Source organism: Nitrospira sp. (genome assembly GCA_030692565.1).
GTDB lineage: Bacteria > Nitrospirota > Nitrospiria > Nitrospirales > Nitrospiraceae > Nitrospira_D.
Genome location: JAUYAO010000007.1, coordinates 15,356 through 36,803, shown reverse-complemented (window position 1 = coordinate 36,803; position 21,448 = coordinate 15,356). Strand labels below are relative to the sequence as shown.

The following is a 21,448-nucleotide window of genomic DNA, read 5'->3' as shown; positions in this document are numbered from 1 at the left end:
GCACTCGTCTCAGTTCCTTCACACTCATGATGACCCTGTCCTCTCCGACCATCCAGCCCTCCGTCTGAAAGCCGGCAGTCTAGCAACGAAGAGGACATTTCTACTGTGGTGAAAGCGGACATTATCATTGTGGTATTACACATCCTGCAACTGGAATACACTCGCCCACAGGTTAGCGGCGCAGATATTGCGGACCCGGCAGCTGTCGCACATAGCCGCGAAGTTCCAGCGCCAGCATCGTCGCAGTGACCTGCGCGGCACTCAGTCCCGTCCGTTCGATCACGACATCAACCGATTGCGCCTCGTGGGAGAGCACCTCGTACACACGCTGTTCGTCCGCCCCCAATCCCGCGGGCGCCGATGACGCTCCCTCTCCCACCAGCGCCCGGGTTCGAAGAGCGGGCTCCACTTGCGGCAGCAACTCCCCGATCATATCCGCTGCGCACTCGATCAATCGGGCGCCCTCTTTGATCAATCCGTTCGACCCGCGGCATCGTGCTTCTTTGACAGACCCCGGAAGGGCAAACACATCGCGCCCCTGCTCCAATGCCAGCTTGGCGGTAATGAGCGAGCCGCTATTCATCGCCGCCTCCGCCACGAGCACTCCGACGGACAGGCCGCTGATGATCCGATTCCGCCTCGGGAAATGATGACTCTGAGGCGGAGCACCTACCGGAAGCTCCGCCAGCACCGCCCCATGTTCCTCAATCTCTTTCCGCAACCGATCATGCTCCGGCGGGTAGGTCTGATCGACGCCGCAGCCGAGCACGGCTATGGTACGGCCCTTCCCCGCCAACGCGCCGCGATGGGCCGCAGCATCGATTCCCCGCGCCATCCCGCTGACAATGGTCCAGCCGCCTCGGGCTAACTCCTGGGCAATCTCTTCCGTGATGGCCTTCCCCGCGGTGGTCGCAGACCGCCCTCCGACAATCGCCAGAGCCATCCCATCTTGTTCATGGAGCGAACCCGTGTAATACAACAATGGCGGCGGATCGGGAATCGCCTTCAGCCGCTTCGGATACGAGGGATCGGTCAGGGTGATGACATGAATCGCAAGCCGCTCAACCAGCTTCACTTGGCGATCGATGAGATGACGGACCTTGAGATCGGCTCCCCGCCTAATCACCTCAGCGAGTTCAGCGCTGCACCCGACGCGTGTCAGGTCATCAGCGGAGGAGGTCAACACCCCTGCCGGAGTCCCGAACGCCTGCACCAATTTGAGAACGGTGCGGTCACCGACTCCGTCGATCGACTGGAGAAGCAGCCAGGATGTGAGCTGAATGGAATCCATGCGACGGGCCTGCGCGGGAGAGCTTGCGTGAGGCTGAATGCACGTGCGTGGCATGGACGCGCGCGCCCCTGCCCCCACGACCGGACTAGGACTGCATATTGCTCAGGCCGCTGCCCTGCCTACAAAGCGACGAGGTCATACTGTTCAAGATGCAACTGACTGTCCGGGGTGATGATGATCTTCGCCGAACATTCACGCTCCAGCATCTCGAGGCCTTGACGCTCTTCATCTTGGAGCAGCCCCACAACAGTGGGATGAGCCCCGATGACGATCCGCTGACTCTCTCCCGATTCGCCGATTTTCCGAATCTCCCGGAAAATCTCGTAGGCGACCGTCGTCGGAGATTTGGTATAGCCGCGACCTTCGCAGTAGTGACAGGGCTCGGACAAAGACCGAAGAAGATCTTCGCGGACACGTTCACGGGAAATCTCAATCAGCCCAAGGTCCGAAATCCTGGAGATCCTGGTTCGCGCTTTGTCCGACGCCATGGCATCCACCAGCGCGTGATAGACCTTATCCCGGTTCTTTTCCCGTTCCATGTCGATAAAGTCGACGATGATAATGCCGCCGATCCCGCGCAGCTTCATCTGATAGGCCACTTCTTTGGCGGCCTCCAGATTATTGCGAAGAATCGTCTCTTCCTGATCGCGCTTGCCGACAAACCGCCCCGTATTGACGTCGATGACCGTCATGGCCTCGGTATGATCGATCACCAAGTGGCCCCCGGATTTCAGCCACACCCTCCGGCTCGTCGCGCGAGTGATCTCTTGCTCGATGCCCAGATGATCGAAGAGGCTTTCATCCTTGTCATAGAAATGAATGCGGGAGGTCTGCTCCGGAGAAAACCGCTGCACGAAGTCTCGAACGGCATCATACTCCTGACGTGAATCGATCCACAGGCGATCCACTTTCCGCCCGAACAAATCGCGCACCACGCGAAAGCTGAGGCTCAAATCCGTATGCAACAACGCCGGCGCACCCAGCTTTTCTCGATTGGTCAGGATGTCTTGCCACAGCACGTGCAAAAAGTCGACGTCGGACTTCAGTTCTTCCTCTTTGACGCCTTCACTTACGGTGCGCACAATGTAGCCGCACCCTGGGCGGCGGACCCGGCGCATGATGTCTTTCAATCGGGCGCGCTCCTCGTCCTTCGCGATCCGACGAGAGACTCCGATATGCTCGACATTCGGCATGAAGACCAGGTACCGGCCGGGGAGCGAGACATAGGTGGTCACCCGCGGACCCTTCGTCCCGATCGGGCCTTTCGAGATCTGGACCATCAACTCCTGCCCCTCGCTCAGCAACTGCTCGATGGGCTTGGCGCTCTGGCGTTTCGGCCTGAGCATATCCGCATCCTTATCATCATCGTCATCGGTGGCATCCACCAGGGTGTCACCCGGCTCGGCGTCTTCCGAGAGATCGGACACGTGCATGAACGCGGCCTTTTCCAGACCGATGTCCACAAACGCCGCTTGCATACCCGGCAGCACCTTCGCGACCTTCCCCTTGTACACGTTCCCGACGAAATCCTTGTGTTTGGCCCGATCCCCGAATAAATCCGTGACCACACCGCCGTCCAATACCGCCACACGGGTTTCTTCCCGTGCGACCGAAATCGCAATCTCAATTCCCATAACTACTCCTTTAGTCTGCGAGCCTTAGAACGACGCGATGGGCGACAGACGCGGGCACGATGCCCAGGTCCGCCACATCCACCATCCACGCCACATTCCAGCGACTCAATCCCACGCCTCAGAACACTCCACTCATTCACACCGCTTCACACCCGTATCCCTGCTCAATAGAACAAACTCAGCCGTCTCCGTTTGACGTTCAGCAACAATCCCAACGACGCCATGGTCATCACCGTCGCGCTGCCTCCGTAGCTCATCAGGGGCAGCGGAATCCCGACGATCGGAAACATCCCGGCCGTCATCCCGATATTCACCACGACGCAAAAACACAACATGGCGACAATACCGGCGGCGAGCAACGCGCCCAATTGATCTTTCGCTTTCGAGGCGATCTCCAGAGAGAGCCAGATCAGTGCGACAAACAGCACCAACAACAGCAACACTCCCAGAAATCCCCATTCTTCCGCATAGACGGCAAACACAAAGTCTGTATGGCCTTCCGGGAGGAACTTCAGCTGGCTTTGCGTCCCTCCGTAGAGTCCTTTTCCCATCAGCTCCCCGGATCCGATCGCAATTCTGGACTGCAGGGCGTGATAGCCCTTCCCTCCCGGATCGTACTCCGGGTCAACGAAGGCCATAATGCGCTGTCGTTGATAATCATGCAAGGACCCCCAGACCCCTTCCCAGGCAAACGGGAACAACATGACCACAAGAAGAAGGATCACTCCCAGCGCCTTCGACCGCACGCCGACCATCAAAAGCATGGCCGCATAGACGGCCACGAAACTCAGTCCGCTCCCCAAATCAGGCTGTTTGAGGATCAACACCAGACCGGGAAACATCAGCATCCCCGGCATGATCACCCGTTGCAACCACCCGACCCGAGGGGTCTTCGAATAGTAGTGCGCCAGGACAAGGATCAACACCAGCTTGGCAAATTCCGACGGCTGAAAACTGAACGGGCCGAGCGCAATCCAGCGTTGCGCCCCCTTGCTCGTTCGCCCCTCAAGCAGCACAAAGGCCAGCATGAGCAGCACGACTCCGTAGAGCGGATAGGCCATCCGGGCAATGCGGTGATAGTCCGACACCAGCATGAACACGAAAGCCGCGCTACCCATGAGAATCCAGGCAATCTGCTTGATGTAATAGGGCGCGAGGCCGGTCTGCTGGCTATGGGTTACGCTGTGAATCGACAGGACGCCGATCCCAAGGATGGCCAGCACCAAGGCCAGAAAACGATAGTCGAAACTATCGAGGCCGCGGTTGTCGGTTAGACGATCAATCATAACAATTCACACGTCACACGCAGCATGCGTATCTTCGCCTGCACTACGATTGCGGGGCAACCGCCGGCTCTTGAGCGCGCAGCTTCATATAGGTCTCAATCACTTCTTTGGCCAGCGGCGCCGCCGCCGACCCGCCATGCCCCATATGTTCCGCCAGCACCGCCACGGCAATCTTCGGAGCATCGACCGGCGCAAATGCCACGAACCAGGCATGATCTCGAAACTTCTTGGGAATGTCTTTCTCCGCCTTCTTCTCTTTCCCCAAGGCCGCGACTTGTGCCGTCCCGGTTTTGCCTCCAATCGTCACGATCGAAGACTTTGCACGCGTCGCCGTCCCTTCCGTCACAACGGCCGCCAATGCCTCTTTAATGATCCGGAAGGTTTCCGGTTTCGCATGCGCTTTCCCTCGGGCCACCGCCGGCATTTCCTGGAAATTTCCGGTGGTGCGATCCATGATGGCCTGCACCAGACGCGGGCGATAACTCACGCCGTCGTTGGCCACGGTGCCGATCATGCTGGCCATCTGCAAGGGCGTCACCGTGACATACCCCTGTCCGATCGCGGCTGAAATCGTTTCACCCGGCAGCCAGGCTTCTTTCTTCACTTTCAGTTTCCAGGCCGTGGACGGGATCGACCCCACTCGCTCCGACGGCAATTCGATGCCGGTTTCATGGCCAAGGCCGAAGTCCTTGGCATACTCCGCCATGGTGTCGATCCCCATCCGTTGCCCGATCGTGTAAAAATACACGTCGCAGGACTGGACAAGCGCCTTGTGAAGATCGACATACCCGTGGCCGGTCGCTTTCCAATCGTGGTAGATGCGTTTGCCGAATTGGTACCCGCCCGTGCAGAGCACGGAACTCGACGGCGACATGGTATTGGATTCCAGGGCCGCGACGGCCATCGGGACTTTGAACGTGGATCCGGGAGGATACTGCCCTTGCGACGCCCGGTTGTTGAGCGGGCGTCTCTCATCCTGGACGATCTCAACCCACTGTTTTGGCGTAAGCTCGCGCGACATAATATTCGGATCGAAGCCCGGTCGACTCGCCATGGCCAACACATCCCCGGTGGTGGGATCCAAGGCGACAATCGCACCGGATTCTTCCCCCAGCAGGTCCTCCGCCACTTTCTGTAACTTAATATCAATCGTGAGATAGAGATCGTTTCCGGCGAGGGGCTTATCCACCTGCACCGTCCGCTTCTCATGTCCCAACGCATCCACTTCGACGCTTTTTTGTCCGGCCTGGCCGCGCACGTGCCGGTCAAACGATTTCTCGACGCCATACTGCCCGACAACGCTGCCCTGATGGAGATCCGCAAATTCCGGCTTCTCGAGTTGTTCAGGGGAAATTTCCCCGACATACCCGAGGAGATGGGCTGCAGCCATGCCGCCGGGATAGTTCCGTTGCGACTCCACCTGAATCATCACACCCGGGAGATCGAGGCGATGGGATTCGATTACGGTGGCGTCACGCAAGGTCAACCGGTCTTTGATTTTCTTCGGCAGCATCTTGCTGCCTCGCACGGCCAATTTCTTCCGGATCATGACCGGGTCGAGTCCCAGCAAGTCCGCCAGATTCTGGACCAACCCCTCCCGATCCTTCACATCCTCGAGCGTGACATAGAGACTGAAGCTCGGAACGTTATTCGCCAACAGCACCCCATGCCGATCGTAAATCAACCCTCTGGCCGGTTCCAGCAGCACCGATCGAGTGCGATTATTCTCTGAGAGATCGCGGTAGTACGGCCCTTCACGTATCTGCAGATGCCACAACCGCACCGCCAGGAGCCCGACGACCAGGAGCAGCCCCACACGCAGCAACATGAGCCGCCGCTGCAATTCTCCAAGCTCAGACTCATGGGTACTGCTGGTCGCCACGGTAACTCCTAGAACTCTCGCCCCTCTGCCAGCCGGTCAAGATTCAGCCGGCTCCAGATGAGCCAATAACACAGTCCTCCGACGACCGCGTCGAAACAGGCTTGCGGCATGAGGATCGTGCGAATCATCCACCAGATATCTTGCTGATCGTTCGGTTTGAGCGACCAGATGGTCAGCAGACTCGAAAGGGTTGACGCGACAACAAGGCCGCTGACCAACACCAAGGGGGTGACCTGCGCCACCTGGCGGCCGGCCAGCCCGGCAAGAAATCCCACGCTGCCCTTCGCCACCATGCTTGCCGCAAGGTCGGTAGCGGAAAACAAACTCATGGCCCATCCTACGAACAGCCCGACAATCAACCCCTCCAACTCGCCTGACAGGAGGCCGATCAGGCAGACGGCCACCAGGCCGAGATCCGGTTTGACGCCCCACACACTGACATAGGGAAGCACGGTGGTGTGCAGCGCCACCAGGGCAGCGACGACACCAGCATATACGACAATCTTCACGGCTTGGTTTTCGGAAGAGGCGCGTCGCTCTTTCCGTCCTCGCCAGGAACATAAGGAGACTGAATGACCAGGACTTCTTCGACTCGATTCACATCGACTTCAGGACGCAATTCAGCGGATTGAAACAAGGCGCCTTCCTCTTTGCTGATGGTGGTAATGGTGCCGATGGCGAGTCCACGCGGAAATCCCCCGACCAACCCAGATGTCACCACGCGATCGCCGGCACGAACATTCGAAAGCAAGGGAATATATTTGAGCCGAGCCAGACCGGGGGTCGTTCCCTCGACAATCCCTTCATCTCGTGTTCGCTGAATCAACCCGGCAATGGCGTTATTGGGATCGGACACCAAGAGCACCACCGCGGTCGCCATCGTCGTTTTGACCACTCGTCCGACGACGCCGGCAGACGTCACCACACCCATATCCGCTTGTATCCCGTCAGCGCTTCCCTTATTCAGAAGAATGGTCCGATACCAATTCCCCGTATCACGGCCGATGACCTGTGCCGCGATCATCGTCGGAAGAGCCTGCGCCTTGAATTCAAGCAAGGCCGTCAACCGGTCCGTCGCCGACGCGGCCTCCCGCAGCTGACTATTTTGCCCCTGCAACAGCTCAAGCTCTTTCCGCAATTGCCGATTCTCATCTTCCACGTCCTGCAACGCCACGTAATGGCTCCAGGTCTCCCCGATGCCGCCTTGCACCGAGGCGACGAGACGGATCGGCCAACTGAGCACCCACCCGACCGGTCCGCCGATTTCCTGAAACAGAGTCTGAAGCTGATGAGGCAGCAGGAAGAAGCCGAGAAGCACGGAGAGAAACACCCCGAGGGCAAGACGCCGGGCGCCGTATGATGAGCGAAAGTTGGCCATCCGCATGGGGAGGAGGGAACCTTACCGGAGGCTACTGCATTGAGACATGACCGACACCTTACGGAGAAGATCCAGTTCGTCCAGAATCTTCCCGACCCCCAGTACCACAGAAGTGAGCGGGTCATCGACCGTAATGATCGGCAAATTTGTCTCTTCACGGAATCGTGTATCCATCCCCTTCAGCAGGGAGCCTCCACCTGTCAGCACGATTCCGCGGTCAATAATATCTCCCGCCAATTCCGGCGGAGTGTTTTCCAACGCAACCTTGATGGCATTGACGATCGTTCCGATCGGTTCCTGCAACGCTTCTCGAATTTCGGCATCATCGACCACCAGCGTGCGGGGAATGCCGGAAATCAGGTCCCGCCCCTTGATCATCATCGTCTTGCGCTCTTCGAAGGGATAGGCCGATCCGATTTCGAACTTGACCCGTTCCGCCATATGCTCGCCGATGAGCAAGTTGTACTTCTTCTTGATGTAATTCATGATCGCTTCGTCCATCCGATCGCCGGCCACCTTCACCGACTCGCTATAGACGATACCGCCGAGTGAAATCACCGCAATGTCCGTTGTCCCACCGCCCACATCCACCACCATGTTGCCGGACGGTTCGGTAATCGGAAGTCCTGCCCCGATGGCGGCCGCCACCGGCTCTTCGATCAGATAGACCTCTCGCGCACCGGCCAATTCGGCTGAGTCGCGAACCGCGCGTTGCTCCACCTGGGTGATGCGCGAAGGCACGCCGATGATGATCCGCGGCCGCACAAAGGCGCTCCGATTATGCGCCTTGCGGATGAAATGCTTGAGCATCTGCTCGGCCATCTCGAAGTCGGCAATCACGCCTTCTTTCATCGGCCGGACTGCGACAATATTCCCGGGGGTTCGGCCGAGCATCTTTTTCGCATCGGCACCGACCGCCAGGACCTTCTCGGTTTTCTTTTCCACCGCCACCACCGAGGGCTCGTTCAGGACGATGCCTTTTCCATGCACATATACCAGCGTCGTCGCTGTTCCCAAATCGATCGCAAGATCGTTGGAAAACCATCCGAACACATCTCCCGTGAACCCCACGGCGCTCTCCCTTCGTCATGAACTCGCTATCCGCTATGCGAGTCCCTCGCTATTCATAAATTTAGTCAGGTACCGCCAACTGTCCTGCATCCAGTACCTGGGTACGCGCCACCTCGTCCCCGAGGCGCCGCCCATGCTCATTTCCTACAATCAAGACACTCTCAAAGGCCAAGACCGCCACAGACCCGATCCATCCGACATACGGCACCGCGAACAACAGCTGGGCGACGCCGCATGGCACATTCCGAATAATCGATTCTCGAAATCCGGCCGTCTCCCGCACATCGAGACGCATGGTCTGCAATCCGACCAGCCGCTTCCCGATACTTCGTCCACCCGCAAATCCGTCCGCAATCAGAATGTAGGCCAATCCGGAAAGAAACCCGACTGGCGGCGCAACTTCATCAGCGGCCACGACAATGAACAAATCAATGAGCTTCGCAATAAACCGATTAAGTACGTACGCCTTGGGATAGACCGCTCCTTCGATGAGCTTCGCAACTGGCCCTACCCCTATCAAGGAATCTCCTTCTAATTAATAGCAAAGTATAACAAAATCAAACAACTTGCACAAACAAACAGCATTCTTTCCTCATACTTGTGCGAATTTTTCTTCGAAACGACCCTGGCAGGCGCCAATAGGGATAATACGTGGCCGGATACGGAGACTGCTTCGTCCATTGATCTACTCCGTGTCCTCGCGAACCTATCGTCCTTCTCGAGACCGTTCGCGGTCGATGGCCGCCCATGATCTTGCCTTCAGCCCCAGCGCCAAGTACAATCCGGAACCATTTTGCGACTGAGAGGATTTGCATGATCAAGGTAATGCGGGACGCATCGCACAATCATCCCTGGCTGTTGAAATCAATCATGGGCATCCTGGCCATCGCCTTTGTGATTACCATGGGCTGGTGGGGATTCGGGGACCAGCCGGGAAACACCGTCGCCACCGTCGGCGATTTGGCCGTCACGCGCGATGAGTTTCGGCGCGCCTACGAGAACATGTACCGTTTCTACAAAGAAAAAGTGCCGGGAGAGTTCAAGGACGAAACGATCAAGCAATTTGTGATCGAACAACTCGTCGACAACCGCCTCTGGCTGATGGCCGCGAAAGACATGGGCATCACCGTCTCCGACGGAGACCTGCGCGAAATGATCGTGCAAGTCCCGGAGTTTCAAAAGAACGGGGCATTCGATCCGGAGCTCTACCAGCGACTCCTGGCCGCGAACCATCTCACCCCCAAAGTCTTTGAAGAGGCGCAGGCCAAAGAAATTCTCGGCAATAAAGCGAGGATGTTTGTCCGGGATGCCGTTGCCTTAACGCCGTCGGAGATCTCCGAAGGACAGGCCCTGATGACCAGGCAGCCGGACGCTGACCCCACGAAAGCCACCGCCGCAAAGGATCGCGTGCTGGAAGATATGCTCTTCCAAAAACAGCAGCGCGCGCTGGTGGCGTTTCAGGAGTCGCTCAAAGGCAAAATCCCCGTTAAGGTTCATCGGGAACTGCTGTAACACCGATCGCGCAGAGAGCGCTGGCCGCTGGCTCCGCCCCGCCTGCTTAGAGGATCAGCATCGCATCGCCATAGCTATAAAAGCGGTAGCGCTGTTCCACCGCTTCAGCATAGGCTTTCCGCATCATCTCCACGCCGGCTAGCGCAGAGACCAGCATCAGAAGCGTCGTGCGAGGGAGGTGAAAATTTGTCATGAGAGCATCAACCGCGTTGAAGTGAAATCCCGGCGAGATAAACAGCCGGCTCTCCCCGGTTGTCGGCTGAAGCCCTCCGGCCTGCTGCGCAGCCGATTCGAGCGCACGGACCACGGTGGTCCCGACCGCAACGACTCGTCCTCCGGCTCGTTTCGTCCTGAGGATTGCCGCTACCGTCCGCTCACTCACTTCAAACCATTCCTCTCCCATTTGATGTTCTTCAATTCGCTCGACGACCACCGGCTTAAAGGTCCCAGGTCCTACATGCAACGTCACCGCTGCCGTCTCAACGCCCCGTTCCCGCAACCGAACCATAAGCTCCGGCGTGAAGTGCAGACCGGCCGTCGGAGCCGCGATCGCCCCCTCTCGATCCGCAAAACAGGTTTGATACCAGACCTGATCCTCCGGCTGCGCCGAACGCTTGATATAGGGGGGAAGCGGCATACACCCGTAAGCCCGAAGGAAGTCGACAACCGGAACCGGGCTCACAACCTTGATTTTCGTGCCATGCTCATCGCGCTGGACGACCGTCGCACGAGCATCCCCCTCAAACAGGATCGTCTGGCCCACGCGAAAATGACCTTTGAGCATCACCTCCCAGACCGCATCGCCGAGATCTTTGACGAACAGCACATCCACAACCGTGCCCGTCGGCTGTTTACGTCCGGACAGACGAGCGGCCAAGACCTTCGTGTCGTTCACCACAAGCAGATCCCCGGGCGCCAACAACTCCGGAAGATCGGCCACATGCCGATTCGACAAGCTTCCTGTCCGTGGGTCGAGACACAGTAAGCGCGCGGCATGGCGAGGCAGTACCGGCTCGGAGGCGATCAGTGCGGGATCGAACGGAAAATCGAATTCAGAGAGATTCATCTAGGAACTCGGAACCGGGGGCATTTTCGTCAATGCCACATTCTGCAACTCAGTGCCGGGATAGTAATACCGTAGGATCGAGGAAAAGGAATACCCGAGCTCGGCCAGCTCCTTCGCACCCCACTGACAGAGCCCTACGGCATGCCCGGCGCCGTATCCTGCCAACACAATGTCCTGCCCCATAGACTCGATCGTGAACTGCGTACTCGGCACAACGGTATACCCAACCGCCTTCCGAAGATCCTCACCGCGCAGAATGAGTTCGCCCTTGGAATGCAGAATGCGTAGTTTAGAAACCCGCCCGGCACGACTGAAGCCCACCGGCGTCATCGTGGCGATCGTCCCCACCGAAAATCCCTGATGCCTCAGATTACGCTCCAGCGTGGTCACTCTGAAGGACGCCTTCCACTGGTAGTACGGAGACGCCACATCGAAAGGACATTCCACGCCTTTCAGATACGGCAGATCCTTCGACCAGACCACCATCGCATCCTCGGTGATCCCTGCCGCAGTCGAAGAAAACGCGGCATAGATCGGCGCACCATCATGAGTCACCACCAGGCCACGGGTCGATTCCACCGCTTCCTGCACACGCGCGTCCACTCCCTGCCGTCCTCGATAGACCTGATCTTGAATACTCGCCGCCACGTCATAATCACGCGACGCGCTCAGCATATGCTGATACAGCGCATAGGTTCGCGCCGCCACGGCCTGCACTTTGAGCATTTCGCGGTGCCAGGTCGAATTGACTTCAGCGGGCACCACCCCTTTCACATACTCCTCAAGATCCACCTGATTGATCACGAGCAGGCCTTTCCCGCGCCGGACTACATGCACCAGTCCGCTCACATGGAGAGCGCCCCGCTCATCGGCAGGATGCAGCACGGCGCCATGGCTCCCGCCGGGCACACGTGGCAACCAGAGCTTTAGGTCATGCTCGCCCGCACGCAGCGTAAACTGCTCCCCCGCCACCCGCGTCCCGTTGACGAGGAGCGCCGCCCCGCGCAACTCGATATGCAGAGCCGTGTTGTACGAATGCGACCGACTCTGTCCATCGGTGAGCCACACCGCACTTTCGGCGCGCACATCGAGTCGGTGGACATCGGACGCCATTAAGACCCGAATGGACTCAGCCGCTTGAACCGGCGCGCTGAGGGTGAAGACCGCCCCGCACACCGCCCAGAGACCTGCCAACCGACGAAGATGTCCTATCGTCTGAATAGCCATGATAGAAGATAGAATAGCAGACTTAGTCCGATACTAATCACCAGACTAGTCCCAAGGGGAACATAAAAGGAGAAATGATCGCGCTTAATTGAAACGTCGCCCGGCAGTTTCCCGACCCACCCAAACCATCCGCTCACCCACGGAATCCGGTCGCTCAGGACGAACAGCAGCCCCACCACGACCAATCCGCACCCGGCTGCAATCAGGAGCTTCCCGAAGGCGCCCCATTCGCCCATCAGTCCCGCACCAGACACTCGGCGATTTGAACGGCGTTCAAAGCGGCGCCCTTTCGAAGATTGTCGGACACGACCCACAGATTGAGTCCGTTCGTCACCGAGGCATCTTCACGGATGCGGCCGACGTAGACGTCGTCTTTCCCCGTCGCGTCCAATGGCATGGGATAGAGCTTCTTCAACGGGTCGTCGTAGACCAGCACCCCCGGCATCGCCGCCAGCGCCGCGCGAGCCTCATTGGGAGTCAACGGCTTCTCCAACTCCACATTGATGGACTCGGAATGGCAGCGCAACACCGGTACCCGCACCGTGGTGGACGTCACCCGCATCTTGGGTGCATCCAGAATCTTTCTCGTCTCTCTGACAATCTTGATCTCTTCAGAGCATTCGCCGCCCTCGGAAAATGACCCGATATGCGGCAATAGATTGAAGGCAATCTGATAGGGATAAACTTCGGCCTTCACCTCGCGAAAGGCCATCAGCGCCCTCGTCTGGTCCAGCAACTCGTCCATCGCCGCGGCGCCGGTCCCTGACACCGACTGGAAGGTCGTTACCACCACTCGCTTCACCCCGACCGCATCATGCAGCGGCTTGAGCGCCATGACCAACGGGGTCGTTGTGCAATTGGGAATGGACACGATCCCCCGGGGAAGCGATCGCAACGCCGAGGCATTCACTTCCGGCACCACCAGCGGCACTTGCGGATCCATCCGAAAGACCCCGCTGTCGTCGATAACCACGACCCCGGCCGCACCCAAGCGAGGGCCATACTCCTTACTGATGGCATCCGTCGCGGAGATGAAGGCGAAATCAACGCCGGCAAAAGACGAGGACTCGGTCAATTCTTCAACCGTCCACTCCTTGCCCTGACAGGTCATCACTTCGCCGGCGGAGCGCTTCGACGCAAACAGCCGGAGTGCAGCCAGCGGGAAGTTTCGCTCTTCGAGAATTTCCAGACTCTCCTTGCCGACCGCGCCGGTCGCGCCAAGAATGGCCACAGTGTAGGCGGACTTTTTCTTAAGCATGTGACGAATCCTATTCCAGCGAGAGGGCACGAATACGGTGATTAAAGGTGTCAGCGATCAAGAGTGTCCGCTCGCCATCCGCGACAATACCGAAGGGATAGCACAACCCTGCATCCAATGCCGATCCGCCGTCACCGACAGACGAGGCAGACCCGGTACCGGCCATGCGCGTCAAGTGACCCGTGGTGCGGTCCCATCGACGGATCAGGTGGCTGTCAGAATCAGTCAGAAATAGATTGCCTTCTCGATCCAGCGCAATCCCTGAGGGCCGGGAGACACTTGGAGACGGCGGATCATCGGGCGACTGATAGCGATAACTTCCTCCGTCACCAACCGCCGTCGCAATCATACCGGTGACAAGATCGACGGATCGGATGCGACTATTGAACGTATCGGCAATATAGAGCGTCCCCGCCGCGACCGCTAACCCGCTGGGCCCGGCCAGGCTCGATTCCACCGCCGGTTTACCGTCTCCATCGTATGCCGCCGATCCCATTCCTGCGACCGTACGGATCATCCCGGTCTTCAGGTCGACGGCCCGCACTCGGTTATTACTCTGATCGGCAATATATAACTGCCCCTGCGCGTCGACCGCCAAGGCGGCCGGTTCGTTCAGGGCCGCACGATCAGCCGGCCCGCCGTCGCCGGAAAACCGTGCCTGCCCGGTGCCGGCCATCGTCGTGATGATCCCGGTCTGGGCATCCACGCGGCGAACTCGATGGTTCATCATATCGGCGATGTACAGATGGCCCTGCGCATCAATGGCGACCGCTGTGGGGAAATTAAGCAGCGCTTCCGTGGCGGGTCCGCCATCTCCGCCGTACCGTTTCGGGGCCGCGGCTCCGACGAGATAGCGCACTGTCCCGCTCAGATCCGTCTGTTGGGTAAACTGCTCCGTCGTCTTGTGGCTCGTCTCGGCTAAGGGATCAATGTCTTCCTCAGGGACCAGATCGCCACCACCCAAGGGAGGGGTCGACGCGACTGCTTCAGGTGCGCAGCCGACCACAGTGGAAATCAGGCCAGTGACGCAATCCACTCGCCTCACGACGTGGTTTTCAGAATCTGCAACAAAGAGATTTCCCTGGCGATCGATCGCCAGGCCCTTCGGCTCATTCAGGCACGCCTGCGAGGCCGGCCCGCCGTCACCGCTGAACCCGGGCTCGCCAGTGCCAGCCCGCGTCGCAAGAGTCCAGGATGTGAACAAGGTTGCCATGCGAGAGTCCCGCCTCAGTTTAAATTGCGAAGAATGGCGTCGCCCATCTCGGTCGTGCCGACGACTCTGGTTCCCGGGCTCTGAATGTCCTTGGTGCGGTATCCCATATCGAGCGTTTTGACGATGGCCTGCTCGATTGCTTCGGCTTCTTTCTCGAGCTTGAACGCGTAGGACAACATCATGCCCACAGAGGCAATCGTCGCAATGGGATTCGCGATGTTCTTTCCCGCGATATCGGGCGCGCTACCATGGATCGGCTCGAACAATCCGACCTTGGCGCCGATACTGGCCGACGGCAGCATGCCGATCGATCCGGTCAGCATGGCCGCTTCGTCACTCAGAATATCTCCGAAGATATTGTTGCACACCAGGACATCGAACTGGCGCGGGTTGCGGACCAATTGCATCGCGGCATTGTCGACATAGATGTGATGCAACTCGACGTCCGGATAACTCTTCTGCACCTCGATCATCACACGACGCCACAACTCGGACGACTCCAGCACATTCGCCTTATCGACCGACGTGACCTTTTTCCGCCGCTTGCGCGCCGCTTCGAAGGCCACCTTGCCGATCCGGCGAATCTCTTCGGTCGTGTAGACTTCGGTGTTCACTCCGCGCTCTTCGCCGTTCGGCAGCTTTTCAATCCCTTTCGGTTTCCCGAAATAGATGCCGCCGGTCAGCTCTCGCACGACGAGAATATCGATCCCTTCGATCACCTCGCGCTTCAACGTCGAAGCATCAACCAGATTGGGGTATACCTTGGCGGGACGTAAATTGGCATACAACCCTAAGGCCTCGCGGATACCCAGCAGCGCCCGCTCAGGACGAAGGCTGTACTCCAACCCTTCCCATTTGGGCCCCCCAACCGCTCCCAGCAATACCGCGTCGCTTTGCTTGGCCAATGCCAAGGTTTCGTGCGGCAGCGGCACACCCACTTTGTCGATCGCTTGTCCGCCAATGTCGGCCGAGGTGAATTCAAACGAGTGTTGATACTTCTCTCCGATAGCCTGTAACACCTTGACCGCTTCGGGAACAATCTCACGCCCGACTCCATCACCCGCTAAGACTGCAATCTTCGCTTTCACGTCACACCACTCCTTCCTGCGAACAGACTGGACTCTCTACTCCTCGACCTGCTCATCCTCACTCCGCCAGGCCGGATCAACCAGACACAAAAATTCTATTTCCGTCGTACCAATGTTTTCCAGCGACTGATTCCCCCCAGGCGGCACGTACACGATGGATCCGCGTTCGACGAGCTCGGTCTCACTCCCGATACTGAAGCGGCCCTGCCCGGCGATAAAGTAGTACACCTCTGACGAAGCCAGCTTGTGCCGCTTAGACCGGCAGCCGGGAGCCAATCGGCCATGCGCAAGACTGTAACCCAGCTGCACCGGCTGCTTGGCCGGATGCAACAGTTCGCGAAGAACCGTATGGTCTCCGGCAAGAAATTCAGGGCATTCCAAGAGAGTGCGCTTGAGCATGGGAGACAACCCCAACCTGTCCGCAACTAAACCAACCGGCACTTGCGGACACCAGGGGCCGTCACTCTAGCGTGGCGGGAACGGTCAAATCAAGCGGACTTTCTGCTCTCCCTCTGCCTGTTTCGATGCCATATACGCGAGTCGATTCAACGCATTGAGATACGCCCGGGCCGCGGCCATGATGATATCCGTATCGGCTCCATGACCCGAGACCGTGCGGCCGTCTTCCTCCACGCGCACGGAGACTTCTCCCTGCGCATCTGTCCCGCCGGTAATGGCGTTGACGCCGAACATCAACAGCTTACTCTTCGTCTTCGTGATGGCCGCAATCGTCCGATAGACCGCATCGACCGGCCCGTCGCCGGTGCCTGATTCCTTGATCACTTGTCCGTCAATGTTCAATTCCACCGTCGCCGTCGGTACGAGATTCGTGCCGCTTTCGACATGGAACGATTTCAACACAATCCGCTCGGTCATCTTGGCCAACTCTTCCGACACAATCACTTCTAAATCTTCTTCGAAAATTTCCTTCTTTTGATCGGCCAGCTTCTTGAAACGTTCAAAAGCATGGTTGAGCTCTTCCTCGCTGAGCTTGTACCCCAAATCATCCAATCGCTGCCGGAATGCATGACGCCCGGACAACTTGCCCATGACCATCTTGCTCTCGATCAACCCGATCGATTCCGGCCGCATGATTTCGTAGGTCGTCTTATCCTTCAACAGCCCGTCCTGGTGAATCCCGGACGTGTGAGCGAACGCATTCGCACCGACGATGGCCTTGTTCGGCTGCACGACCATGCCGGTAATCTTACTCACCAACCGGCTCGTCTTGGCAATCTCCTCCGTCCGGATGCCGGTATCGGCCTGATAAAAGTCCTTCCGGGTCCGGAGCCCCATGACGATTTCTTCCAGCGACGTGTTGCCGGCCCGTTCGCCGATCCCGTTGATCGTGCACTCCACCTGGCCCGCGCCATTGACGATCGCCGCTAAACTATTCGCCACAGCGACACCCAAGTCGTTGTGGCAGTGGACTGAAATCACGGCCTGCTTGGCATTCGGCACTTTGTCGAAAATCCCTTTGATCAACGCGCCGAACTCTTGCGGCACGGCATAGCCCACCGTATCGGGAATATTGATCGTTCCCGCCCCGGCAGCAATCACCGCTTCAATGACCTCATAGACGTAGGACTGGTCCGAGCGGCTCGCATCCATCAGCGAGAACTCCACGTCCGGCATATAGCTCCGCGCGCGCTGCACCATCTCGACCGCACGCTTCCTGGCCTCTTCCCGCGTCATCCTGAACTGATGCTTCAAATGGATGTCGGACGTCGAGAGGAACGTATGAATCCTGGCCTTCGGCGCGCCTTTGAGCGCCTCCCAGGCCCGATCGATGTCCTCCGGACGAGCCCGCGCCAGACTGCAGACCGTCGGTCCCTCAACCTCCAACGCAATCCGGCGAACCGCCTCAAAATCTCCGGGCGAACTGTAGGCAAAGCCGGCTTCGATGATATCGACCCCAAGCCGCGCCAGCTGCTTCGCCACCATGACTTTCTCTTCCACGTTCATGCTGGCGCCGGGCGACTGCTCGCCGTCGCGCAACGTCGTATCGAAAATGCGAATCATCCGTTCCATGGTTTCTCCTCCCTCACGCTTCCATCAGGATGCTCAAACAGGCCCCCGTTCTCACCCACCCAGCCCCGGCGCGCCGAGACGCGCCGCTCCACGGGCAGGCGGCAGAGAGGGCGATCCCAAGGCGTACTGCCGCAGTACGTCGAAGGGGTCGAATGACCGAGAACACTGCAGGGGAGCTTTTTCAGCAGCCTCAAATAGAAAAAGCCTTCGCCCCCCCCATTACGGTCAGGGACGAAGGCTTCGCGCGCTTCGTGGTACCACCCTGGTTCGGCAACGAATGACATCCGGTCATCCATCACCCTTCATTGGCCCCTTACGGGAGCGAAGCGGAATCCATTACTCGGGGTTCACGGATTCGGCTCAGAGGCGAGTTCGGCGACACACAGACCGGCTTGCACCACCCGCCGGCTCTCTCAAATCTGTGCGGCTCGCCTACTACTCCTCGTCGTCGCCTTACGATTTGGGTTCTATCACAGGCTGGTCAGACTTGGAAAGAGGTTTCTTCCCAACGGCTTTCGCCATCAACCAGAACAATCGTTCGGTCGGTCCCATCAACGCATAGCCCGAAAATACCACAAACAGCATCACCTCAGGCCAGGCCGCAATCATCATGAGCGCAAGAATGCCCCACACTAGATAGGTAATCTGCTGGCGGCCTTTGAACTTCATATCCTTGAAGCTGCGATACTTCACGGTACTAACCATGAGGAAGGAAAGAGCGAGCGTGATGACCAACACTAACACCGGCTTCACTTCCGTCCCCATCCGGACAATATGATGGTCGAGAATCACCAGCGACGCGACCACTCCGGCAGCCGCGGGAATCGCCAACCCGGTGAAGTACTTGCTGTCAGCCAGCGCGACCGTTGAATTGAAACGCGCGAGCCGGACCGCCCCCATCGCGACATAGGCGAACATCACGGCGACACCGAACATACCTTGTCCGCTCAGCGCCCAGGAGTAGATCAGGAGACCCGGGGCGACACCGAACGACACCACATCGGACAGGGAGTCATACTCCAATCCGAAATGGCTCGTGCTGTTCGTCAGTCGGGCCGACTTTCCATCCAACACATCGAAAATCATTGCGACCAAAATGGCAATCGCTGCCGCCATATAGTTGGCATTGAAGACAGACAGGATGGCATAGACACCGCAAAACAGGTTCCCCGTCGTGAAGAGATTGGGAATCAGATGCATCGCCTGACGTTTCCGCGCTTCCTTCCCCAACGATTGTCGCAAGCCGTTTCCCTTCATCGTAGGTCTCCCAAGATGGTTGCTCCGCCTTTCACACGATCTCCAACGGCCACTCTGAGTTTCGTACCGATGGGAAGAAATGTGTCCATCCGCGAACCAAATCGGATCAAACCAAACCGCTCTCCGAGCTTTGCCCGATCTTTAGGGGAGACCCAGCAGACAATGCGCCGGGCAATGAGCCCCGCCACTTGCACGCACAAGACCCTTGCACCGCTGGCCGCTTGAATCATCAGCGCATTTTGCTCATTCTTGATCGTCGCCTCCGGCTTACTGGCAACCAAAAAGAGTCCCGGCTGGTACTGCACATCTTCAATGACCCCTTCGCAGGGAATCCGGTTGATGTGAACGTCGAACACGTTCAGAAAGATCGTGACCCGGAGGCTGCGGTCCTTGAGATAGCGAGGCTCGAACTCTTCTTCGATGGCAATGATTTTCCCGTCGCCTGGCGCCACGATCAGTCCAGAGCCTTCCGGAATCACCCGCGCGGGGTTGCGGAAAAACCACGACACGAACAGTGTCAGACCAGCCGCCACCGCGGCAACCGGCGTCCAACCCATCCATCCAGCACAGAGTGTAACGCCCGCTGCCGCACCGATGAAGGGAAACCCCTCTTTGGCAAACGGGACACCGACGGCACGATCAGCCACAGGGCTCGCCCCTTCTAGTTCTTGGTCTTATCGACCAGCTGATCTTTCTTCAGCCAGGGCATCATCGCCCGGAGCTTGGCCCCTACGGCCTCGATGGGATGCGCTTCGCCTTTGGCAAGCAACGCATTGTAGACAGGACGATTGGCTTGATTCTCAAGCACCCACTCTTTGGCAAACTGACCGGTCTGAATTTCACCGAGGATCTTCTTCATTTCCTGCTTCGTCTGCTCGGTCACCACTCGAGGCCCACGGGTAATATCCCCATACTTGGCCGTGGTGCTGATCGAATAGCGCATGTTGGCAATTCCGCCCTGATAAATCAGATCGACGATCAATTTCACTTCATGCAGACATTCGAAATAGGCCATCTCCGGCGAATAGCCCGCTTCCGTCAACGTCTCATAGCCCGCCTGAATGAGCGATGTCAGGCCGCCGCACAGCACGGCCTGCTCGCCGAACAGATCGGTCTCGGTCTCTTCACGGAAATTGGTTTCGATAATACCGGCGCGACCGCCGCCGACCGCACTCGCATAGGCCAGGCCCACCTGCCGCGTGGTCCCGCTCGGATCCTGGTGAACGGCGAGCAAACACGGCACGCCACTGCCCTTGGTGTACTCAGACCGAACCAAGTGTCCGGGCCCCTTAGGAGCGACCATAAACACGTTGATGTTCGCCGGAGGCACGATCTGGCCGAAATGGATGTTGAACCCGTGCCCGAACGCGAGATAGGAACCGGGCTTCAGGTTCGGTGCAATGTCCTGACGATAAATAGCCGCCTGCATTTCATCGGGCGCCAGGATCATCACCACATCGGAAGCCTTGACGGCATCGGCGACCGGCATGACCTTGAGTCCGCTCTGCTCGGCTTTTTTCCATGATGCGCCTTCGCGCACACCGATCACCACATTGACGCCGCTCTCCTTCATATTGAGGGCATGCGCATGACCCTGGCTGCCGTAGCCGATCACGGCGACCTTCTTATTGCGAATCTGCTGAATGTCGGCATCTTTGTCGTAATAAATCTTCATCATGAACTCCTCAGGAACGCCCTGTTTCAGAAATAGATAGCCCCGTAAACTCCAGACTACTCGCGCGCCACCTTCTTGGGCTGCACCGCGCTCGCTCGAATCGGCTCCCGCGCCACGGCCACTCGCCCGGTTCGAGTCAATTCCTTGATCCCAAGCGGCTGCAGGAGATTGATGATGGCTTCAATCTTTTTCGGATCGCCCGTGACCTCGATGGTATAGGTCGCCGGCGTCGAATCGATGACGTTGGCGCGAAAAATGTCCGCGATTCTCAGCGCCTCAGCACGATCTTCGGCCTTGGTATGCACCTTGATCAAGGCCGTCTCGCGCGACACGAACTCGCTCTCGTTCAGATCGACGACCTTGATCACGTCGATGAGCTTGTTAAGATGCTTCACGATCTGTTCGATGATGCGATCGTCGCCCGAGGTCACGATCGTCATCTGCGACATCGAAGGATCCAGCGTCGGCGCCACCGACAGACTCTCGATATTGAAACCCCGGCCACTGAACAGCCCGGCCACACGGGACAACACGCCAAACTTATTTTCGACCGTGACGGAAATAATGTGTTCCATATTC

The 21,448-nt window shown here is 58.3% G+C and carries 21 protein-coding genes and 1 other annotated feature; of the genes, 1 reads left to right on the top strand and 20 read right to left on the bottom strand.

What is annotated here, in order from left to right; all coding sequences use genetic code 11:
• Window positions 1-172: 172 nt before the first annotated feature.
• The 8 genes from dprA to Q8N04_02255 all read right to left on the bottom strand — a co-directional run bounded on the left by dprA (window position 173) and on the right by Q8N04_02255 (window position 9,062).
• Entirely contained in the window at window positions 173-1,291 is a 1,119-nt protein-coding gene (gene dprA / locus Q8N04_02290; GenBank protein ID MDP3089479.1) for a DNA-processing protein DprA, read from the bottom strand.
• 119 nt (window positions 1,292-1,410) lie between these two features.
• The gene (locus Q8N04_02285; GenBank protein MDP3089478.1) at window positions 1,411-2,925 is read right to left on the bottom strand and encodes an Rne/Rng family ribonuclease; all 1,515 of its coding nucleotides are present in this window, start codon (window positions 2,923-2,925) and stop codon (window positions 1,411-1,413) included.
• Between the two features lie 164 nt (window positions 2,926-3,089).
• Complete coding sequence (gene rodA / locus Q8N04_02280) at window positions 3,090-4,211, bottom strand: rod shape-determining protein RodA (protein MDP3089477.1); 1,122 nt, start codon at window positions 4,209-4,211, stop codon at window positions 3,090-3,092.
• A gap of 43 nt (window positions 4,212-4,254) precedes the next feature.
• Window positions 4,255-6,093, bottom strand: a complete 1,839-nt coding sequence (mrdA, locus tag Q8N04_02275; GenBank protein ID MDP3089476.1) for a penicillin-binding protein 2 — start codon at window positions 6,091-6,093, stop codon at window positions 4,255-4,257.
• A gap of 8 nt (window positions 6,094-6,101) precedes the next feature.
• The gene (locus Q8N04_02270) at window positions 6,102-6,602 is read right to left on the bottom strand and encodes a hypothetical protein (GenBank protein ID MDP3089475.1); all 501 of its coding nucleotides are present in this window, start codon (window positions 6,600-6,602) and stop codon (window positions 6,102-6,104) included.
• On the bottom strand, window positions 6,599-7,477 hold the full coding sequence (gene mreC / locus Q8N04_02265) for a rod shape-determining protein MreC (protein ID MDP3089474.1): 879 nt from the start codon (window positions 7,475-7,477) through the stop codon (window positions 6,599-6,601). Before mreC ends, Q8N04_02270 begins: the two co-directional genes overlap by 4 nt.
• A 15-nt stretch (window positions 7,478-7,492) precedes the next feature.
• Window positions 7,493-8,542: a rod shape-determining protein gene (locus tag Q8N04_02260; protein MDP3089473.1), complete on the bottom strand. Its 1,050-nt coding sequence runs from the start codon at window positions 8,540-8,542 to the stop codon at window positions 7,493-7,495.
• A gap of 61 nt (window positions 8,543-8,603) precedes the next feature.
• Entirely contained in the window at window positions 8,604-9,062 is a 459-nt protein-coding gene (locus Q8N04_02255; GenBank protein MDP3089472.1) for a hypothetical protein, read from the bottom strand.
• 293 nt (window positions 9,063-9,355) lie between these two features.
• Between Q8N04_02255 and Q8N04_02250 the strand changes: the two genes are divergently transcribed.
• Window positions 9,356-10,054, top strand: coding sequence for a SurA N-terminal domain-containing protein (locus Q8N04_02250; GenBank protein MDP3089471.1), 699 nt, complete (start codon window positions 9,356-9,358; stop codon window positions 10,052-10,054).
• 46 nt (window positions 10,055-10,100) lie between these two features.
• Here the strand turns inward: Q8N04_02250 and queA are convergent, their stop codons facing one another.
• The 12 genes from queA to ilvN form a co-directional block, all read right to left on the bottom strand.
• The gene (gene queA / locus Q8N04_02245) at window positions 10,101-11,120 is read right to left on the bottom strand and encodes a tRNA preQ1(34) S-adenosylmethionine ribosyltransferase-isomerase QueA (GenBank protein MDP3089470.1); all 1,020 of its coding nucleotides are present in this window, start codon (window positions 11,118-11,120) and stop codon (window positions 10,101-10,103) included.
• Window positions 11,121-12,347: a SpoIID/LytB domain-containing protein gene (locus Q8N04_02240; protein ID MDP3089469.1), complete on the bottom strand. Its 1,227-nt coding sequence runs from the start codon at window positions 12,345-12,347 to the stop codon at window positions 11,121-11,123.
• On the bottom strand, window positions 12,329-12,583 hold the full coding sequence (locus Q8N04_02235; GenBank protein ID MDP3089468.1) for a DUF2905 domain-containing protein: 255 nt from the start codon (window positions 12,581-12,583) through the stop codon (window positions 12,329-12,331). The genes Q8N04_02240 and Q8N04_02235 overlap by 19 nt, the downstream gene beginning before the upstream one ends.
• A complete protein-coding gene (locus Q8N04_02230) occupies window positions 12,583-13,605 on the bottom strand; it encodes an aspartate-semialdehyde dehydrogenase (protein MDP3089467.1) in 1,023 nt (340 codons plus the stop codon). The genes Q8N04_02235 and Q8N04_02230 overlap by 1 nt, the downstream gene beginning before the upstream one ends.
• A 10-nt stretch (window positions 13,606-13,615) precedes the next feature.
• The gene (locus Q8N04_02225; GenBank protein ID MDP3089466.1) at window positions 13,616-14,818 is read right to left on the bottom strand and encodes a hypothetical protein; all 1,203 of its coding nucleotides are present in this window, start codon (window positions 14,816-14,818) and stop codon (window positions 13,616-13,618) included.
• A 14-nt stretch (window positions 14,819-14,832) separates the two neighbouring features.
• On the bottom strand, window positions 14,833-15,906 hold the full coding sequence (leuB, locus tag Q8N04_02220) for a 3-isopropylmalate dehydrogenase (protein ID MDP3089465.1): 1,074 nt from the start codon (window positions 15,904-15,906) through the stop codon (window positions 14,833-14,835).
• 36 nt (window positions 15,907-15,942) lie between these two features.
• The gene (locus Q8N04_02215; GenBank protein ID MDP3089464.1) at window positions 15,943-16,305 is read right to left on the bottom strand and encodes a cupin domain-containing protein; all 363 of its coding nucleotides are present in this window, start codon (window positions 16,303-16,305) and stop codon (window positions 15,943-15,945) included.
• Between the two features lie 84 nt (window positions 16,306-16,389).
• Entirely contained in the window at window positions 16,390-17,937 is a 1,548-nt protein-coding gene (locus tag Q8N04_02210) for a 2-isopropylmalate synthase (GenBank protein ID MDP3089463.1), read from the bottom strand.
• Between the two features lie 224 nt (window positions 17,938-18,161).
• Window positions 18,162-18,395: a binding site (T-box leader), on the bottom strand.
• The gene (gene pssA / locus Q8N04_02205) at window positions 18,391-19,194 is read right to left on the bottom strand and encodes a CDP-diacylglycerol--serine O-phosphatidyltransferase (GenBank protein ID MDP3089462.1); all 804 of its coding nucleotides are present in this window, start codon (window positions 19,192-19,194) and stop codon (window positions 18,391-18,393) included. (Overlaps the previous feature by 5 nt.)
• The gene (locus Q8N04_02200) at window positions 19,191-19,841 is read right to left on the bottom strand and encodes a phosphatidylserine decarboxylase family protein (GenBank protein ID MDP3089461.1); all 651 of its coding nucleotides are present in this window, start codon (window positions 19,839-19,841) and stop codon (window positions 19,191-19,193) included. Before Q8N04_02200 ends, pssA begins: the two co-directional genes overlap by 4 nt.
• A 14-nt stretch (window positions 19,842-19,855) precedes the next feature.
• Complete coding sequence (ilvC, locus tag Q8N04_02195; protein MDP3089460.1) at window positions 19,856-20,872, bottom strand: ketol-acid reductoisomerase; 1,017 nt, start codon at window positions 20,870-20,872, stop codon at window positions 19,856-19,858.
• 53 nt (window positions 20,873-20,925) lie between these two features.
• Window positions 20,926-21,444, bottom strand: a complete 519-nt coding sequence (gene ilvN, locus Q8N04_02190) for an acetolactate synthase small subunit (GenBank protein MDP3089459.1) — start codon at window positions 21,442-21,444, stop codon at window positions 20,926-20,928.
• Window positions 21,445-21,448: the final 4 nt, after the last annotated feature.

Bases quoted from the DNA above. Each gene is read 5' to 3' on its own strand.
- dprA (MDP3089479.1), bottom strand. From the start codon at position 1,291: ATGGATTCCATTCAGCTCACATCCTGGCTGCTTCTCCAGTCGATCGAC.
- Q8N04_02285 (MDP3089478.1), bottom strand. From the start codon at position 2,925: ATGGGAATTGAGATTGCGATTTCGGTCGCACGGGAAGAAACCCGTGTG.
- rodA (MDP3089477.1), bottom strand. From the start codon at position 4,211: ATGATTGATCGTCTAACCGACAACCGCGGCCTCGATAGTTTCGACTAT.
- mreC (MDP3089474.1), bottom strand. From the start codon at position 7,477: ATGCGGATGGCCAACTTTCGCTCATCATACGGCGCCCGGCGTCTTGCC.
- Q8N04_02250 (MDP3089471.1), top strand. From the start codon at position 9,356: ATGATCAAGGTAATGCGGGACGCATCGCACAATCATCCCTGGCTGTTG.
- queA (MDP3089470.1), bottom strand. From the start codon at position 11,120: ATGAATCTCTCTGAATTCGATTTTCCGTTCGATCCCGCACTGATCGCC.
- Q8N04_02240 (MDP3089469.1), bottom strand. From the start codon at position 12,347: ATGGCTATTCAGACGATAGGACATCTTCGTCGGTTGGCAGGTCTCTGG.
- Q8N04_02235 (MDP3089468.1), bottom strand. From the start codon at position 12,583: ATGGGCGAATGGGGCGCCTTCGGGAAGCTCCTGATTGCAGCCGGGTGC.
- Q8N04_02230 (MDP3089467.1), bottom strand. From the start codon at position 13,605: ATGCTTAAGAAAAAGTCCGCCTACACTGTGGCCATTCTTGGCGCGACC.
- Q8N04_02225 (MDP3089466.1), bottom strand. From the start codon at position 14,818: ATGGCAACCTTGTTCACATCCTGGACTCTTGCGACGCGGGCTGGCACT.
- Q8N04_02215 (MDP3089464.1), bottom strand. From the start codon at position 16,305: ATGCTCAAGCGCACTCTCTTGGAATGCCCTGAATTTCTTGCCGGAGAC.
- Q8N04_02210 (MDP3089463.1), bottom strand. From the start codon at position 17,937: ATGGAACGGATGATTCGCATTTTCGATACGACGTTGCGCGACGGCGAG.
- pssA (MDP3089462.1), bottom strand. From the start codon at position 19,194: ATGAAGGGAAACGGCTTGCGACAATCGTTGGGGAAGGAAGCGCGGAAA.
- ilvC (MDP3089460.1), bottom strand. From the start codon at position 20,872: ATGATGAAGATTTATTACGACAAAGATGCCGACATTCAGCAGATTCGC.
- ilvN (MDP3089459.1), bottom strand. From the start codon at position 21,444: ATGGAACACATTATTTCCGTCACGGTCGAAAATAAGTTTGGCGTGTTG.